The sequence below is a fragment of the Streptomyces sp. NPDC111520 genome (assembly GCF_055635295.1).
The window spans coordinates 235,950-251,932 of record NZ_JBVKBW010000003.1 but is presented as its reverse complement, the minus strand read 5'-3'; the positions used below and the strand labels follow the sequence as shown (position 1 = coordinate 251,932).

Below are 15,983 nucleotides of genomic sequence, written 5' to 3'. Positions count from 1 at the left end.
CACTGCACGGGTGGGCAAGGGACAGTGCACAACGGGGCAAGGTGCCCGGAGCGAGTCCTCCTACGGTCGGAGGTGTCCCTCACAAGCGGGACGCCACCGCGCGGGTCCGGGACCCTCGTGGATCCGCCGGATCCCGGCCCCGCGCACGGACCTTGAGGAAGTGACGCCGATGCCGGACATCGAACAGTTCGAGGAGGAGCCGGACGACGGGCGGCCGATGCGGCACCTGGCCGTCGCGGGGGGCGTGGTGTGGATCCTCGCGTTGTGCGCGGTCTGCGTGACGCTGCCGCTGTACTCGCATCCGAGTCTCGCCTGCGGACTCGCTTCCCTGGTCACCGCGGGGGTGGTGGCGATGGTGATGGGCCGCGTGAAGGACCGCCACCGCCACGGGGCGGCGCGGGCGCGTGCCGTGGCGCAGACCGTGCGCCGCACCCTGCTGCGGCCGCTCCCCGAGCGCATCGGCGCACTGGGGCTCGCCTCCGTCTACCGGGCCTGCGGGGGCCGGGGACAGGTCGGCGGGGACCTCTACGCCGTTTCACGGAACGGCCGGACGACGCGTCTGATCATCGGCGACGTGTGCGGCAAGGGGCTGCCCACCTTCGAGGACGTCGCCGCCGTGCTCGGGGCGTTCCGCGAATGGGCGCCGCGCGCCGCGAACCTGACGGAGCTGTCGGCGCGCCTGGAGGAGAGCTTCCTGCGCCACCTCGCCGAGAGCGAGGACGGCGCCCGCGACACCGACGAACGCTTCGTGACCGCGCTGCTGCTGGAGGTCCGCGACGGCGAGCGGCTCGCCCGCCTGGTCAACCACGGGCATCCGCCGCCGGTACGGGCCCGTGGGGGGAACGTCGCCCTGGTGGCGGGCTGTCCCTCGCCCCCGCTCGGACTGCGTGCCCTGCGGGAGTGCGGCGCCGTCGAGGAGTGCTTCGAACTGGTCGCGGGAGACACCCTGTTGCTCTACACCGACGGGCTCGTCGAGGCCCGCGACGCCGCCGGGCACTGCTACCCGCTGCTGGACCGCGCGACGGCGTGGCGGTGGGTGCGGCAGGGCCCGGCCCACCACGATCGCCTGCCGGACGCGCTGGGGGAGATCCTCCGGGACCTCGTCGAGCACGCCGGCGCGCTTCCGGCCGACGATCTCGCGATGGTCGCGCTGACCCGCGTGGAGGAGCCGGCCGCGGCCGCGCTGCCCCGGCCCGCCGGTGAGGCCCGGCGTGAGGACACGGGGCAGCTGACGCAGGATTGATGACCTGTCAGGTCGGCCGGGGGACGTGGGCGGTGGCCTGCAGGGGCGTGGCCTGCAGGCCACCGGCCTGCCGCCACTCCGCGGGGGAGAGGCCGTAGACCGCCCGGAAGGTGCGGCTGAAGTGGGCGTGGCTGGCGAAGCCCCAGCGGTGCGCGATCGCCGCCACGGTCCGCCCGGCGAACTCCGGCCGGACGAGGTCCCTGCGGCAGGCCTCCAGCCTGAGGCGCCTGATCCAGCGGCCGACGGTCAGTGGCTCGTCCTGGAAGAGCTGGTACAGGTAGCGGACGGAGATGTGGTGCGCGGCCGCCACCGACGCCGGGGAGAGGGCGGGGTCGTCCAGGTGGCCGCGGATGTACGCGCGGACGTGCTGGAGCAGGGCCCGCTCCGCGGCGGACTGCTCCCCGGTGGTCCCCTCCAGCGCGACCAGGGCGGTCAGCACGTCGACGATGCCCTGGCGCAGGAAGCGGCTCGCGTCCTGCGCGCAGATGCAGTGTTCCGTCGTGGTCACCAGCCCGTCGACGTATGAGGCGAGGACCCCGCCGATCCCGTGCCCGGGGGAATAGGCCCGGCCGGTGGCCAGGCGCAGGAGGGAGTCGGGGAGGTCCAGCATCTGCCGCGGGACCGTGGCCACGTGCTGCCGGACCGGGCCGGTGAAGTCCAGGACGTAGGGCCGCCGGCTGTCGAGGATGACGAGTTCGCCGGCGGACAGCAGCGTCTCCCGGCCGTCCTGGACCGCGACGCTGCCGCCGCTGTGCTGCAGGCTCACCATGAGCGAGCCGTCGCCGTCGGCGGCGATGAGCGGCGCGGTGCGCGCCATCTGCTGGCGGCTCGCCTCGAGGAAGCCGGCCTGGACGCCGGCGAGGCAGGTCCGGCGTATCGCCCCGTGGAGCCCTGACGTCTCCGCGGTGCGGATGTCCAGCCGGGTGAACGCCCGCTGGACGGCGTCCCTCCAGTACTCGGCGCGCTCGGCGGGCGGTTGGATGTCTGTGCAGAATGCTTCGATCACGATGTCCTCGCGAACTGTGCGGAGTTGCCCGGTTCCCCGGGGCCCGGCGGCGCTTCCGCATCAGGCGCGGTCCGCACGGGGAACCCCATCGCGGCCACCGTAGGCCGGGCAGCGGCCGTCGACGGCCCTGACGGCCGGGAATACGGGGCACCCGCAGACATTGCGGGGGACACCCGCAAACACGAAACGGCGTGATTGCGACATTCTTCACATTTGTTGGTCAATACATGCACATCATGGCGAAGGGGGCGCCGTGCCGTGCCGCCGTGCGCGGACCGGTGGTCGTGCCACCTCGGCCGGGTCGGACCCCGCACCCGAAAACCGTTGCGCCGACGTCCCCTTGCCGGGGCGCGCCCGTGCGGGCTCCGGACGCCGGGCCCGGCCGGCGGATGGAGAAGGCGAACGCGCGCGGCTGCCCGGGACGTGCAGGAAGCCCGCAGCCGGCCGCACGTCTCTTCGGGAACTCCGCAGGCCCGCGTGCCCCGTGGGCGGAAGGCCCGGCGAACCGGGGGGCCGCCGCCCGGGCCGAGGCCGGCAGCGAAGGCGGTCCGGTCGCCGGGCGGTGCGGCCGCGTGCCGGTCCCGGGTTCCCGCTCCCTACGGCGAGGACACGGCCTTGCCCGGGCCCGCGTGCCGGCCGGACGCCTCAGGAGCCGATGCGGGGCGGCCTGACCGTTCCGTGGACCTGCCGGGCGTGGGACGCGTACCGGCGGCGCCCCAGGAAGGGGACGATGATCCGGACCGGCAGCGGGGCCGTCGCCAGGACCGCCTTGACGACCTCGGGGTCACCCTCGTACATGGCCATCCCGAAAACGAGGGGCAGGTCCTTCTTCGGCGTGTTCTGCATGCCGTGCTCGCCCAGCTGGTGCCACTCCGCCGCGGTGACGTGCTTCGCGGCCAGCGGCAGGATCTCCTTCTCCTCCAGCGCCATGTGCTGGATGAGCACCGTCAGCAGCCGCTCGAACGCCTCGGCGAGCTGCTCGCCGCCCTGGGCGGTCGGGACCCAGCCCCTGAGCAGTCCGGTGACCTCGGCGTGCAGTTCCTCGATGGCGTGGTGCTGCTGCTCCATCATCGGCACGATGGCTTCCGCGTCCAGGCCCGCCCGCTCGGCCAGCTTGGGCCAGAGCAGCTTGTCCTCGCCCTCGTGGTGCGTGTGCAGGATCCGGCACACCAGCTCCGCGTGCGCGCCGACGACCTCGGCGCGCCGGGTGTCGCCGGGCGTGACGGACCGGATGAGCTCGGGAAGCAGTCTGAACTCCCGGCGCATCGCGGTGTGAGCCATGTACATGTCACGCGTGTCGGCCATGGGTTCATCGACGAGTGGAGCCATTGTCTCTTCCTTATATGGCCGCCTGGCATCCCCCCGCGATGCCAGGCGGCCCGTATCGGGCACGGCCCCGCGCACCCGCCGGCGGCCCTCGGTGTGCGGACCGCCTTCGGTGGCACGGGCGGGGTGCCGCCGGGTGACACGGAGTGCGCAGGGTGATCAGGACGGAGGAAAGCGCAGATCAGTGCGGCTTCCGGCGGCCCAGGCCACTGTCTCAGTCGCTTCCCGGCGGCCGCATGCGTCAAATGCCCCTGCTCCCGGGCGGCCACATGGGTCGTCTGACGCTGCCACTGCGACGGGCGCGGGCCGTCCCCTCCCGGGCGCGGTGGGGGCGGCGCCGTTCGTGGTGAGCTCCGGCACGTGACCAGGTGGTTCCCGGCGGGCGCTCCCGGCGGAGCGCGGCGGATTTCGTCGGCCTCCGTGGCGTCGGGGCGCGATGCCCACGACGTCGTCGGCGGGTGCGGGCCGGCCCGGCCGGGTGTCGATGGCCGACCCGGCTCCTCCTCCGTGGCGGTGCCGGGTGTGCGGCGCAGCAGACGCCGGCGGTGTGCCGCCGCGTCGAGAGGGGGTGTGTCACACCCCCTCAACGCGGCGGGAGAGCAGGCGGGTTGGGTATATGCTTGCCGTGTCAAGTAAATCCCTCCTGTGCTCCGTCGCGCGTCGGTCGCGGCCGGGTGCGGCGACCCCCGTACGTGCCGGGGTGGGAAGGAGAGCTCGAACCATGTCGACCGAAGCCGTCCCGCCCCACGCCGCCCGGGCGTTACCGACCGGCCCCGCTGCGGTCCTGCCCGCGCACACCCAGGAGTACGGCGAGGAGTCCTACCGGCGTACCGGGCCGGGACGGCGGAAACCGGCGAACGCCTCGGGGGCGGCATCCTCCCCGAGCGGCGCCGGCCCCGCCCGGGCGCGGTAGCCGATCCGCACCAATGCTCTTGCACACCGCAGTGGCCGAGCCTGTGGCCGGCCACGGAGAGAAGCCCGGGGATGGCGCACGTCGCCATCGGGGGGCAAGGAGAACTTGTGGCTGTCTCGCCCATCACCGTGTTCGACACGATCGTCCGTACGGACCTGCCCGAACGACCCCCCGTGCTGTTCGACACGGTGTGCGTGCTCGGAGGCAGTGTCGCCGGACTGCTGGCCGCCCGCGTCCTCGCGGACCACGCCCGGAAGGTCGTGATCGTCGAGCGCGACACGACGAACGTGGACGGGCGCTCCCGCGCCGGCGTCGCCCACGACGCCCAGGTGCACGGCCTGCAGCCCGGCGGGCTCGCGCAGGTGGAGCGCTGGCTGCCGGGCTTCACGCAGGAGGCGCGGGAACTGGGCGGCGTCCTCCTCCGGCCCGACCGCACGACCATGTACGTCGACGGCCAGGAGCAACTGCGCGTCGGCGACACCGAGTTCCTCTTCTGCACCCGCCCGTTCCTGGAGTCGCGCATCCGCAGCCGGGTCCTGGCCCTGCCCAACGTGGAGACCCTGACGGCGCAGGCGACGGGCCTCGAGTTCGACGACGACGGCGGGGTGACCGGCGTGCGCCACACCGTCGACGGCGTCGCCGGCACGCTGCCCGCCGAGCTCGTGGTGGACGCGATGGGACGGTCCAGCAAGGCGCCGGAATGGGTCGAGCGGGCGGGCTTCGACAAGCCCCCGCTGCGGCGCATGCAGACCGGCGTCCACTACGCGACCGCGCTCTTCGAGCGGACCGGCCGGCACGCGGAGGAGCCCTTCTTCACGGGCGCGCGCTTCACCCTGCCGCCCGGGCCCGACGGCCTGGCCGTCGCGCTGGTCAAGCCCGTCGAGGGCGGCCAGTGGCTCGTGGGGCTGACGACCAACGCGGACGGCCGCGCTCCACGGACGATCGAGGAGTTCCGCGCGCTGTGCCAGAAGCTGCCGTACCCGTTCGGAGAGGTGACCGGCGGTGCCGTCACCCGGGCCGTCCTCAACTTCCACCAGTCGGACAGCCGGCGCCGTGACTTCACGGGGCTGTCGCGCTACCCGTCCCGTCTGGTGAGCGTCGGCGACTCGGTGGCGTCCCTGAACGCCACCTACGCCCAGGGCATGACGTCCGCCGCCTTCCACGCCTCCTGCCTGTCCGAGTACCTCAACGGGCCAGTCGACCTCGCCGCGCCCGCCACCGGGTTCTTCGCCCTGCAGGACGTGGCGGTCGACGCCGTGTGGGCCGTGTCGGCCGGCTCGGACGCCGCGCTCCGCGACGCGATCGAGGGGGCCGAGGTGCCCGAGGAGGTGCGGAAGCAGCGCTGGGGCATGATGCAGCTCGCGCAGGCCTCGCTGACGGACGCCACCATCGCGGAGGCGACCGGCGCCGTCTTCTACGGCCTGGCCCACCCGATGTCACTGGGCGACCCCGCTCTCCTGGAGCGGGCGCTCGCCGTGAACGGTCAGGGACCCGCCGGCTCCTGAGCACGGCTGCGGCACGGCCGCGGCGGAGGGTCGCCGCGGCGCCGCCCGTCACTGGGCGTACCCGGGGAAGGAAACGCCTCCCGACGGCGTTGGACAGGTCTGTGCAGCGAAATTGAACAGACCTGTCTACTCGATCGAGGGGACGGCGGTATGTCCGAGCAATGCACCGCGCAGGACGGCGGCACCGTCCGGGCCCTTCGGGCCGGGGGCCGTCCCGGCGGCCCGCGGGCGGCCCCCGCCGTACCGGCGTCGAGGAGCTCCCGCAAGGGGGTGCTGCCGCCGCGGGTGGCGTTCTACCTGCTCGCCTCGATCGTGGTGTCCTTCCTGGCGGGCTCCAGCGCCCCCACCCCGCTGTACGCCGTGTACCAGGCGGAGTGGGGGTTCGGCCCCGTGACGACGACCCTGGTGTTCGGGGTGTACGCGATCGCCGTCCTGGTCTCGCTGCTCACCCTGGGCCGGTTGTCCGACCACCTCGGACGCCGGCCCGTCCTGCTGGCGGCCCTCACCGCGCAGGCGGCGGCGATGGTGGTGTTCGCCACCGCCCACGGCGTGCCGGAACTCATGGTCGGCCGGGTCGTCCAGGGACTCTCGACAGGGGCCGCGCTGGGCGCGATCGGTGCCGGGATGATGGACATCGACCGCCGCCGCGGGACCGTCGCCAACTCCCTCGCCCCGGGTCTCGGCACCGCCACCGGCTCGCTGGTGTCGGCCTTCCTCGTCCAGTACCTGCCCGCGCCGACGCACCTGGTGTACCTGGCGCTCCTCGTCGTGATGGCCGTGCAGGCACTCGGCGTCGTCCTGATGCGCGAGACCCTCACGCCCGGCCCGGGCGCCCTGGCCGCGCTGGTCCCGGACGTCAGGCTCCCCAGGACGGTGCGGCGCGCGGTCCTCAACGCCGCCCCGGTCCTCTTCGCGGTCTGGGCCCTCACGGGCTTCTACGCCTCCCTGGGCCCGTCGCTCGTACGGACCCTCACCCACTCCACGTCGGCCGTGTACGGCGGGCTGGCCCTGTTCGTCCTGGCCGGAGTGGCCGCCGCCGCGACCCTCGTGCTGCGTGCGGCACCCGCGCGCGGCGTCATGTTCACCGGCATCGGCGCCCTCGTCGCCGGTGTCGCCCTGACCCTGGTCTCCGTGCAGAACGGCTCGTCCGCCCTGTTCTTCGCGGGCTCCGCCCTCGCGGGGATCGGCTTCGGCGGCGGCTTCCAGGGCGGCATCCGCACGGTCATGCCGCTGACCGCCGCCCACGAGCGTTCCGGGGTGCTGTCGCTGCTGTACGTCGTGTCCTACCTGGGCATGGGCGTGCCGGCGGTGGTCGCGGGCTACCTCGTCGTCCACGCCGGGGGCCTGCTGGCCACCGCCCGGGAGTACGGCGCGGCCGTCATCGTCCTGGCCCTGCTGGCCCTGACCGGACTGCTCACCGAACGGCGCGGCAGCCGGTCACGACCCGGCATTGCCTAAGGTGCTCCCGGGGAACGGTCGAGTACCGGTGACCGGTGAGGAGGAGGTCGCGATGGCTGCCGACAGCGCAAGCGGACGGCGAGCGCACACCCGGGCCAGGCCCTCGGCGCGCGAACGCCTGCTGACCGCCGCCGACGAACTGTTCTACGCGGAGGGCGTGCGGACGGTCGGCGTCGACCGCGTCATCGAGCGGGCCGGAGTGGCCAAGGCCTCCCTCTACAACACCTTCGGCAGCAAGGACGAACTCGTCCACGCCTACCTGCAGTCGCGGCACGCCGCCACCACCGCGCGCATCCTCGCCTTCCTCGAACGCTGCCAGACCCCGCGCGACCGGCTCCTCGGCGTCTTCGACGCGCAGTCGGAGTCGTTCAGGGGCCCGGGCCACCGCGGCTGCGCCTTCATCGCGGCGAGCGCCGAGGCCGAGGTCGGCAGCGGCACGGAACGGGCCTCCCGCGACTACCGGGCATGGGTGCGCGCCCTGTTCACCGACCTCGCCCGCCAGGCCGGCGTCCCGGATCCGGAGACCCTGGCACGCCGTCTGCACCTCCTCTACGACGGATGCGCCGTCTCGGCGCGCATGGACGCCGACCCCGAAGCGGCGGACGCGGCGAGGGCGGCCGCCGAGATCCTCCTGGACGCCGCGCTGTCCCCGGCGCCCGGCCACGGCGGCACCGGCCGCGGATGAGCCGGTGTCCGCCCCGCGGGCGGAGGTAGCGGAGGTAAATGCCGCGCCGGAGCCCCGCGCCGTGGTGGAGGGTGGGCGCATGGAGTTCTTCTGCTACCACCGCGACCGGGCCGACTCTTTGACGTTGCGTCAGGAACTGCTCGAAGCGCACTGGTCCTACATGGACGGCTTCGAGCGCGAGATGATCGCCCGCGGCCCGACCCTCACCGCCGAGGACGGGGAGCCCACCGGCAGCGTGCACATCGTCGACCTGCCGGACCCGACGGCGGCCCGCGCGTTCGCCTTCGACGAGCCCGGTCACCAGGCCGGCGTCTACCGGGACGTGCTGCTGAGGCGGTGGCGCAACCTCCTGGGGCGCACCATGTGGGACTTCCCCGGCGGCCGCACCGGCGGCAGCCGCTACCTGGTGCTCGGTCTCGGTGAGGGGCGCGGCGCCGACCTCGTCGTGCCGGACGGTCAGGACGAACTCATCGCGTACGGGCCCCTGTTGTCGGACGACGGCAGCACATGGCTGGGCACCGCCGCGCTCGTCCGGGCGGCGGATCCGGATACCGCGCGTGCCGTCCTGACGGCCGGCGCGTACGCCGAAATCGAGGTCCACCCCTGGCAGTTCGGCGGCCGCTCGTGATCCGGGCGTTCGCGATCAGGCCGTTCGCGATCAGGCCGTTCGCGATCAGGCCGTTCGCGATCCGGGCCCGGGATACCGGGGCGCGTCGCCCGGTCCGGCCCGGGCCCACCGGCTGAGTCCCCGCGTTCCCCTCAGGACCCGTTCCCGAGCGCTCCGGCCAGCCGCTCGGCGTGGGCGGTGGCCTCGCCGGCCCGGCGACGGGCGTCACGGGCGGCCTTGCCGGCGTTGCGGTGCCGGTTACGTGCGTGGTCCTGGTCGTCGCGGGCCGCGCTGAGGGCCCGCTCCGCGTCCTCGACCTGCCCGAGCAGTTCGTCGAGGCGGTGCTGCGCCTCGGTGCGGCGGCGCTCGGCGGCGTCGAGGTCCGCTCGGGCGGCCGCGGCGTCGGCCTCCCGGTGCTGGGCCTCCCGTTCGGCCTGGCGGGCCTGCCGTCCGGCCTGTGCGGCCTCTTCGCGCCGGTGCCGGCGCTCCGCCGCGCGGCGGGCGCGCTCCTCGTCGGCGACGGCCTTCGCGGCCTTCTTCGCCTGCCTCTTCGCCGGCTCCTTGTCCGGCGGGCGGCGGGCCGGCTCGCGTACGGGGGCGGTCGCGGCGCTGCCCGCGATGTCGAAGGTCGCCGACAACGGCTTGGTGAGGCGGCCTCCGGCGAACGCCGCGCCGGCGTCGGGGTCGGCGAGCGCGGCGTGCAGGGTCTCCTCGACCTCCTGCACGGCCTGGGCGGTGAGGGGGTGCCCGGCATCTGCGGCGAGCCGTCCGGCCTGCTGGGACAGCGCGCGTACGAGTTCCCTCTGCCGGCGGTTGAGCAGGCGCAGTCGTTCCCCGTCGAGACTCCGGTGGGCCAGGCGCAGGGCTTCGCCGAGCGCGAGGAGGGCGCCGGTCTCCTCGTGGTGTTCACGGGCCAGAAGGTTGGCGGCCCAGGCCGAGGTGGTGGGTCTGCGCAGGGCGGCGATCCGGTCGGCGAGGGGCCGGTCGCCGGCCTTCCTGGCTGCCTGCGCGTGGGTGTTGCGGGCGGCGGTGAAACGGGTGGGCGGCAGCCGGTACAACTCGTCGGCGACCGTGTCGAGGCCGGCGGGAGCGTCCTTGTGTGCCACGATGCACCACCTGCCCGGCCGTCGGCCCGTACGAACGGCCCCGCCGGGCGCCGGGGCCGGGGCGCCGGAGCGGGCCGGGGACTGCTGCCGCCCATCGAACAGCCGCCCCGGCCGCCCCGCAGCCCCACCGCACCCGATCGGGTCCGGACCGGGCCTACCGGCCGCCGAGCACGTCCCGGAGGCGCGCGGCGAACTCGGCGGGATGCGTGGTCAGGCCGACGTGACCGCCCGGGAAGAGGCGCAGCCCGGTGCCGAGGCGCTCGGCCAGGGAGGCGACGGCGCGGTGCGGGAGTTCGCCGCGCGAGTCCTCACCCGCGGCCAGGACGATCCGGTCCGACAGCGCCTTGAGGCGGTCGGTGTCGGGGACGTACGCCATGAAGGCCGGGACGACGCGTCCGACGAAGAGAGGGAGGTTGACCGCGGTCCGCTGGACCCGCGCCGCCGCTCGCGGGGGCAGCTCGATGGCGGGTGCCGGGCCGCTGCCGTCGTCGTCCTTCCTCATGCCCTCGGCGAACGCCGCCATCGCCGGCATCAGGCCCTGGTCGCGGTAGGTGTCCCGGACGCGGGCGACGAGCGCCCGGTGTTCGTCGGCGTCGGGGAGGAGCTCCACGACCGGCGGTTCGTGCGCCACGAGGCCTGCGACGCGTTCGGGGTGGGCGGCGAGCAGGTGGAGCGCGGTGATCGCGCCGGAGCTGGCGCCGAAGACGTGGGCGGGCGCGTGGGGCGAGAGCAGGTCGAGGAGGCGGAGCGCGTCGTCGGCGTGCTCGGCCACGTGCTGCTCGGCGTCCGGGTCATCGAGGGTGCTGCGGGACATGCCGCGGGGGTCGTAGGTGGCGACGGTGTGCTCGGCGGCCAGGTCGTCGGCGACGTCCTCGAAGGTCGCGGCACCGCCGGTGCCTCCCGGGACCAGGAGCAGGAGGGGGCCCCGGCCACGTACCTCGTAGTGCAGGGTGGCGCCGTCCACCCGCAGGGTGCCGGTGGTCGGGTCGGTCGTCGTCATGGGGCTGCTTCTCCGTCTTGGTCCTGGGGCCAGTGCTCCAGGAGGGTGTGCAGGGCGTCGAGGGCGCGGAGCCAGGAGTGTTCCGGCGAGCGCCGGTGGGCGAAGCCGCCCGCGGCTTCCAGGGCGACGAAGCCGTGGAAGGTGCTGCGCAGGAGCCGTACGGCGTCGGTGAGGTCGGGTTCGGCGAGTCTGTAGGCGTGGAGCATGCCGTAGGTCAGCTCGACGGCGCGTCGTGGTCCGGGGGCCGCGGCGGCCAGTTCGGGGTCGATCCGCAGGGGGGTCTGCGTCGCGGTGTAGCGGCCGGGGTGCCGGTGGGCGTACGTGCGCCAGGCGTTCGCGTATGCGACGAGCGCCTCCTTGCCGGCGCGGCCCGCGGTGGCCTCGGCGATGAGGATGGTCTTCTCGTCGGCGGCCAGGAGCGCGATGCGGCCCCGCAGGTCCTCGAGGTTGCGGACGTGGGTGTAGAGGCTGGCGTCCTTGACACCGAGCCGCCGGGCGACCTGGGACATGGTCACGTGGTCGAGGCCGACCTCGTCCGCCAGTTCGGCGCCCGCGACCGTCACCCGTTCCGCCGTCAGTCCGGCTCGTGCCATGCGCCCTCCTGTTTCCTAGGAGGCTTCACTCTAACCTAGGGCTCCTAGGTTCTGCGAACGAATATGTGGTGCGGGGGAGGGGGTGCGGCAACGGCGGCCTCACGGGGCCTCGTTGTGGGTCAGGACCCCTGGCGCGACTCGGGGGCCGCCCGTTGCCGCCGGTTGCCCGGCGGGCGCTCCGTGCGGGGAATGCGGCGTCCCGTCACCCGCTTCGGCTACTGAATGTGCACACCTGATTACCCAGGGCGATTCTTGCTGTGGGCTCGCCGCTGTCCCTGACGGTTCCCTCTCCCGGTAGCGGCTTCGGCCGCGCGCCCGCGAGCCCCTTCCTGGAGGTGACGTGTTGTCCCGAATAGCCGTGTCTGAGGCGTCCGAACGGCGACGCCGAGGTCTTCTGCGGATGTGGACGATGGCCGCCGGCGTGGCCCTTGCGTCCAGTGCTGTGACAGGTGCCGCCCATGCGGAAGGTGCCGACGCCGGTCAGGCGGGCGCCGTGAAGCCCGACGCCCGGAGCGGTCTCGCCGACCCGTGCTTCCTCTTCCCCTACTTCCCCGGGTACTGCCCGAGTCGTCCCGGCTACGGACATAACGGTCACCACGGCTGGCCCGGTTACCCCGGCTATCCCGGCCACCCCGGTCCTCCCGGGCCCCCCGGGCCGCAGGGTCCCGCCGGTCCCGCCGGTCCTGCCGGTCCTGCGGGCCCTGCCGGTGGCACGGGCCCCCAGGGTCCGCCGGGGCCGCAGGGTGACCCCGGTGGTACGGGTCCGCAGGGTCCTCCCGGTCCGCAGGGACCGCAGGGTGACCCGGGTGGTACGGGCCCGCAGGGTCCCCCCGGCCCGCAGGGTGACCCGGGTGGTGCGGGTCCGCAGGGTCCCCCCGGCCCGCAGGGACCGCAGGGTGACCCCGGTGGTACGGGTCCGCAGGGTCCCCCTGGCCCGCAGGGTCCGCCCGGGGCCGGCGCCGCACCCCACGACCTGGTGGACTTCACCGCCAACGGGACGTTCACCCCGCCCGCCGACGTCACCAAGGTCTTCGTCCAGGTGTGGGGCGCCGGGGGCGGCGGCGGTGGAATCGGCGTCCCTCTCGTCCTCGGTGGAGGCGGGGGTGCCGGCGGCTTCGCCTGGTGCGCCGTACTGGTGACGCCCGGCACGCCCTACACCGTGACGATCGGCCAAGGAGGTGCCGGTTCCTCGACGATCGCCACGGACGGCGTCGGCGGTACGACCACCACCCTGTCCGGCCCCGGCGGGCCCCTGGCGACCGCCACCGGTGGCACCGGCGGACACGCCGGCTCGCTCACGGCCACTCCCAGTCCCGGTGGAACGGGTACCTGTTCGGGGAGCGGCACGACCCGTCCGGGCGCGGCGGGCCAGCCTCCCGTGAGCAGCGGCGTGGTGGGCCAGGGTGGCCGGCCCGCGGTGAACGGCATCGTCGAACCCAGTCCGGCGGGTGCGGGCACGGGTGGCAACGGTGCCCTGGTCGCCCTGCAGCCGGCCCTCGACGGCGGCGACGGATACGCCGTCATCTGGTGGTAGGCGCGTAGGAGGAGCAGGACGGCGGGAAGGCCGATGAACACCCGTAACGGGCACGCGGCAGGCCCGGCGCACCCCCAGGGGCGCGCCGGGCCTGTTCCGGTGCCGCCCGCACTCGGGCGAGCCGCACTCGGGCGAGCCGCGCTCCGGTGCGGGGCGCGGTTCAGCCCTCGGTCAGGCCGGCCGGCTCCCGGCGCAGGGCGTCGAGTTCCGCCGCGGGGAGTCCGCACCATGCGGAGGACTCCCTGGCCTCCTCGCCCACCGGGATCAGGGCCGGGAGCGGCGTCGTGTCGATCAGCTCCGTCAGCTCCGCCACCGCCTGCTCGGTGGTCGTCCCACCGGCTTCCATGCTCTTCGGGCCCGAGCACGTCCAGCCCCGCGGTGCCCACGGCTGCGGTGACCCGGCTCGCCCAACGCGCCACCGCCGCCCCGTCCGTGATGTCGCAAAGGGTCGGCGTGGAACTGCCGGCCGAGGCCCGTCCCGGCACCCGTGATGGCCACCGGACGTTGTGCGACTCTTGATTCGTCTGCCATGTCCCGTTTCCTGCGGAGACGTTCGATCGCCAGGCGGTCACACCGACGGGGCGGCGCGCGCCCCCTTCGCGATTCCGGCGACCGGGACGGCCTGGTGCCCGGACCCGGTACGATCGAGCCCGGGGTGTGCTTGATTCGTCAAGCAGATGCGGAGGGGTGCGGCCGGAACCCGTCGTCCGCCGCGCGCGGTGTGGCGTCTCATCATGCGAGCAGAGCGCCGACCGGAATAGGTGACCGGTCGATTATGGCGTATGGTCCTTGCGTCAACTGCGCGCCCGCCCTACCGAGCCATGGGAAGCATCAGGTTCCGGGCCGTGAGGCCGAGTTGGGAGCACCTTCGGTACGCGCTTGCCCGGCGCGATGTGCCGCGGGCGCCGACCGCCGTTCCGGGGGCAGCCGATTCCGCCGGATGGGAGTAAGGGCCCTGGGCAGCCGCCCGGCCCGATACGAACAGGATGTAAGGCATTGAGCACCGCATCGCCGATGGACGTGGCGCGTGACTTCTGCGCCGCCTTCGGCCCCACCTACGAGGATGCCGTCGCCGCCTGTGAGCGGTTCGTCCACCCCGACGTCAGCTGGCGGTCGGTCACCTCCAACGACCACCCGGTGGAGAGCCTGGACGCGCTGCTGGACGACCTGCGCCGCGCCCGGGACGTCCTCGGCGCCGAGGGCTTCGGCATCGACGTCCACCGCGTCCGTGCCGACGGGGACGTCGTCCTGATGCACAGGACCGACAACATCCTCGACGCGCAGGGCCAGGTGCTGGAGGCGCTCGACCTTATGGCGATGCTCCGCGTCGAGGACGGCAGGATCGTGTGGTCCAGGGAGTACTTCCACGACCCCCTGAGGTTCACCGAGGCCTGGGGCGTTTGACGCGGTCGGCCGACGCGGGGGGACGCATGCCCCTGCGCGCCTCGCCGGGGGTGGTGCTGTGGACACCGGGGGCCACCCGGCACCGCCGTCCGCCTCCGGCCGGCACGCGTCGCCGTCAGCCCCCAAGGCCGGAGCATGTCACGGTTCCGCCCTGCGGTCGGTCTCCCCTCGGGAGATGCCCGCGGCCGTTCGCCGTACGGAACACGCCGTGCGCGGCGCCGCAAGAGGAACGAGTGGACCGAGGTCACCACCATGGCGAACGAGAGCGTCCTGCACCCGAGCCTGATCGTCCCGGTCGGGCACGTCGAGCCGGTGCCGCGCAGGGTCCGGGGGCTGGTCGGGGGACGTGTCGTCTTCGACACCCGCCGTGCCCTGTACGTCTGGGAGTGGCGGGCCTACCCGCAGTTCAGCATCCCGGTCGAGGACCTGGTCGACGGCGTGCTCGTCGACGAGCACCACAGCGAGCACCACGGCGCGGGCTCCGCGCGGCGGCACGCCCTGCGGATCGGCCCGGAGGCGCGTGAGGGCGCGGCGTGGGTGTGGGAGGAGGACGCCCCGGAAGCCCTGCACGGCACCGTGCGCTTCGAATGGGACGCGGTGGACTTCTGGTTCGAGGAGGACGAGCCGGTCTTCGTGCACCCCAGGAGCCCCTACTCGCGGGTGGACGCGCTGCGTTCGTCGAGCGGCGTCCGGGTCGAGGTGGACGGGGTCGTGCTGGCGGAGGCGCCCAACTGCGTGAAGCTTTTCGAGACCGGCCTCCCGACCCGCTACTACATCGAGCGCATGTACGTCGACTGGGCGCGGCTGCGGCGCTCGGACACCGTGACGCGCTGCCCGTACAAGGGGACGACGAGCGGCTACTGGTCGTTCGACGGCGACACGGGCTCGCACGAGGACATCGCCTGGGGGTACGACTTCCCGACCATCCACGCCAACCGCATCGCGGGCCTGGTCGCGTTCTACAACGAGCACGTCGACCTCTACGTCGACGGGTTCCTGCTCCCGAAGCCCACGGACACGGCGCTGGGCATGGCCAAGTAGCGGCCGGGTCGGGGCCGGGTCGGGGCCGGGGCGTCGCCGGGGCGACCGGGGCCCCGGCCTCAGCGTCCCGCGAGCCAGGCCGCGAGCCGCTCCCTGAGCCCGCGGTCGACGTACGGACTGCGAGCCATCGACGCCAGGTGCCGCCGGACGTTCGCGGAGCGGTCCGGGTGGCGTACCGCGAGCACGTCGACGCCGGTCTCGCCCGTCGAGGCACGGACGAACACGCTGCTGTCGAGCGCCATCATGGCGAAGCCGGGGTGGCCCGCGCGCACGCCGAGGAACGCCGATGCCGCGCCCCGGCCCATGACGTCCCAGCGCTCCAGGAGCCGGACCCGGGTCCAGACCGCCCTCCGCTGGCGTATGCATCGCGTGTATACGTGATGTGTATAGTGCTCGCATGCCCTCGCCCCACGCAGCGCCCGGGCCCCTGGGGACCTGCCCTCGGCCCGGCACCCGAGCCTGATGCGGGCCCTGACCCACCGCATGCCGTACGGCGTCCTCGCCGGCCGAATCCTCTGCGGACACGCCCTGTTCCCGTGCGCGGCCGGCCTGTGCCGGCTCG

15 protein-coding genes are annotated in these 15,983 nt (G+C 74.1%); 8 read left to right on the top strand and 7 right to left on the bottom strand.

Annotation, left to right across the window (positions count from 1 at the left end; genetic code table 11):
• The first annotated feature begins 169 nt into the window (after positions 1–169).
• A complete protein-coding gene (locus tag ACZ7MY_RS08540; protein WP_499600519.1) occupies positions 170–1,243 on the top strand; it encodes a PP2C family protein-serine/threonine phosphatase in 1,074 nt (357 codons plus the stop codon).
• Between the two features lie 7 nt (positions 1,244–1,250).
• On the opposite strand, the gene ACZ7MY_RS08535 is transcribed toward ACZ7MY_RS08540, so the two are convergent.
• Positions 1,251–2,249, bottom strand: a complete 999-nt coding sequence (locus ACZ7MY_RS08535) for a helix-turn-helix domain-containing protein (RefSeq protein ID WP_499600518.1) — start codon at positions 2,247–2,249, stop codon at positions 1,251–1,253.
• A gap of 645 nt (positions 2,250–2,894) precedes the next feature.
• Positions 2,895–3,554: a hemerythrin domain-containing protein gene (locus tag ACZ7MY_RS08530; RefSeq protein WP_499600517.1), complete on the bottom strand. Its 660-nt coding sequence runs from the start codon at positions 3,552–3,554 to the stop codon at positions 2,895–2,897.
• Positions 3,555–4,595: 1,041 nt separating this feature from the next.
• Here ACZ7MY_RS08530 and ACZ7MY_RS08525 point away from each other — a divergent pair.
• From ACZ7MY_RS08525 to ACZ7MY_RS08510, 4 genes are all read left to right on the top strand, one after another.
• Positions 4,596–5,993 (top strand): FAD-dependent oxidoreductase, encoded by a 1,398-nt coding sequence (locus tag ACZ7MY_RS08525; RefSeq protein WP_499600516.1) that lies wholly within the window; start codon positions 4,596–4,598, stop codon positions 5,991–5,993.
• Between the two features lie 150 nt (positions 5,994–6,143).
• The gene (locus tag ACZ7MY_RS08520) at positions 6,144–7,451 is read left to right on the top strand and encodes an MFS transporter (RefSeq protein WP_499600515.1); all 1,308 of its coding nucleotides are present in this window, start codon (positions 6,144–6,146) and stop codon (positions 7,449–7,451) included.
• A gap of 52 nt (positions 7,452–7,503) precedes the next feature.
• Positions 7,504–8,136 (top strand): TetR/AcrR family transcriptional regulator, encoded by a 633-nt coding sequence (locus ACZ7MY_RS08515; protein WP_499600514.1) that lies wholly within the window; start codon positions 7,504–7,506, stop codon positions 8,134–8,136.
• Between the two features lie 79 nt (positions 8,137–8,215).
• Complete coding sequence (locus tag ACZ7MY_RS08510) at positions 8,216–8,764, top strand: YciI family protein (protein WP_499600513.1); 549 nt, start codon at positions 8,216–8,218, stop codon at positions 8,762–8,764.
• Positions 8,765–8,895: 131 nt separating this feature from the next.
• On the opposite strand, the gene ACZ7MY_RS08505 is transcribed toward ACZ7MY_RS08510, so the two are convergent.
• The 3 genes from ACZ7MY_RS08505 to ACZ7MY_RS08495 all read right to left on the bottom strand — a co-directional run bounded on the left by ACZ7MY_RS08505 (position 8,896) and on the right by ACZ7MY_RS08495 (position 11,442).
• Positions 8,896–9,849 (bottom strand): hypothetical protein, encoded by a 954-nt coding sequence (locus ACZ7MY_RS08505; protein WP_499600512.1) that lies wholly within the window; start codon positions 9,847–9,849, stop codon positions 8,896–8,898.
• Positions 9,850–10,003: 154 nt separating this feature from the next.
• Positions 10,004–10,849: an alpha/beta fold hydrolase gene (locus tag ACZ7MY_RS08500; RefSeq protein WP_499600511.1), complete on the bottom strand. Its 846-nt coding sequence runs from the start codon at positions 10,847–10,849 to the stop codon at positions 10,004–10,006.
• The gene (locus tag ACZ7MY_RS08495) at positions 10,846–11,442 is read right to left on the bottom strand and encodes a TetR/AcrR family transcriptional regulator (RefSeq protein ID WP_499600510.1); all 597 of its coding nucleotides are present in this window, start codon (positions 11,440–11,442) and stop codon (positions 10,846–10,848) included. Before ACZ7MY_RS08495 ends, ACZ7MY_RS08500 begins: the two co-directional genes overlap by 4 nt.
• Positions 11,443–12,418: 976 nt before the next feature.
• Here ACZ7MY_RS08495 and ACZ7MY_RS08490 point away from each other — a divergent pair.
• Complete coding sequence (locus ACZ7MY_RS08490; RefSeq protein ID WP_499600509.1) at positions 12,419–12,976, top strand: glycine-rich domain-containing protein; 558 nt, start codon at positions 12,419–12,421, stop codon at positions 12,974–12,976.
• Positions 12,977–13,136: 160 nt separating this feature from the next.
• Here the strand turns inward: ACZ7MY_RS08490 and ACZ7MY_RS08485 are convergent, their stop codons facing one another.
• The gene (locus ACZ7MY_RS08485) at positions 13,137–13,322 is read right to left on the bottom strand and encodes a hypothetical protein (RefSeq protein WP_499600508.1); all 186 of its coding nucleotides are present in this window, start codon (positions 13,320–13,322) and stop codon (positions 13,137–13,139) included.
• A 650-nt stretch (positions 13,323–13,972) separates the two neighbouring features.
• Here ACZ7MY_RS08485 and ACZ7MY_RS08480 point away from each other — a divergent pair.
• Both ACZ7MY_RS08480 and ACZ7MY_RS08475 read left to right on the top strand, forming a co-directional pair.
• A complete protein-coding gene (locus ACZ7MY_RS08480; protein WP_499600507.1) occupies positions 13,973–14,380 on the top strand; it encodes a nuclear transport factor 2 family protein in 408 nt (135 codons plus the stop codon).
• Between the two features lie 252 nt (positions 14,381–14,632).
• A complete protein-coding gene (locus tag ACZ7MY_RS08475) occupies positions 14,633–15,421 on the top strand; it encodes a DUF427 domain-containing protein (RefSeq protein ID WP_499600506.1) in 789 nt (262 codons plus the stop codon).
• A gap of 59 nt (positions 15,422–15,480) precedes the next feature.
• Here the strand turns inward: ACZ7MY_RS08475 and ACZ7MY_RS08470 are convergent, their stop codons facing one another.
• The gene (locus ACZ7MY_RS08470) at positions 15,481–15,726 is read right to left on the bottom strand and encodes a hypothetical protein (RefSeq protein WP_499600505.1); all 246 of its coding nucleotides are present in this window, start codon (positions 15,724–15,726) and stop codon (positions 15,481–15,483) included.
• Positions 15,727–15,983 lie beyond the last annotated feature (257 nt).

Bases quoted from the DNA above. Each gene is read 5' to 3' on its own strand.
- ACZ7MY_RS08540 (WP_499600519.1), top strand. From the start codon at position 170: ATGCCGGACATCGAACAGTTCGAGGAGGAGCCGGACGACGGGCGGCCG.
- ACZ7MY_RS08530 (WP_499600517.1), bottom strand. From the start codon at position 3,554: ATGGCCGACACGCGTGACATGTACATGGCTCACACCGCGATGCGCCGG.
- ACZ7MY_RS08520 (WP_499600515.1), top strand. From the start codon at position 6,144: ATGTCCGAGCAATGCACCGCGCAGGACGGCGGCACCGTCCGGGCCCTT.
- ACZ7MY_RS08515 (WP_499600514.1), top strand. From the start codon at position 7,504: ATGGCTGCCGACAGCGCAAGCGGACGGCGAGCGCACACCCGGGCCAGG.
- ACZ7MY_RS08510 (WP_499600513.1), top strand. From the start codon at position 8,216: ATGGAGTTCTTCTGCTACCACCGCGACCGGGCCGACTCTTTGACGTTG.
- ACZ7MY_RS08500 (WP_499600511.1), bottom strand. From the start codon at position 10,849: ATGACGACGACCGACCCGACCACCGGCACCCTGCGGGTGGACGGCGCC.
- ACZ7MY_RS08495 (WP_499600510.1), bottom strand. From the start codon at position 11,442: ATGGCACGAGCCGGACTGACGGCGGAACGGGTGACGGTCGCGGGCGCC.
- ACZ7MY_RS08485 (WP_499600508.1), bottom strand. From the start codon at position 13,322: ATGGAAGCCGGTGGGACGACCACCGAGCAGGCGGTGGCGGAGCTGACG.
- ACZ7MY_RS08475 (WP_499600506.1), top strand. From the start codon at position 14,633: ATGGCGAACGAGAGCGTCCTGCACCCGAGCCTGATCGTCCCGGTCGGG.
- ACZ7MY_RS08470 (WP_499600505.1), bottom strand. From the start codon at position 15,726: ATGGGCCGGGGCGCGGCATCGGCGTTCCTCGGCGTGCGCGCGGGCCAC.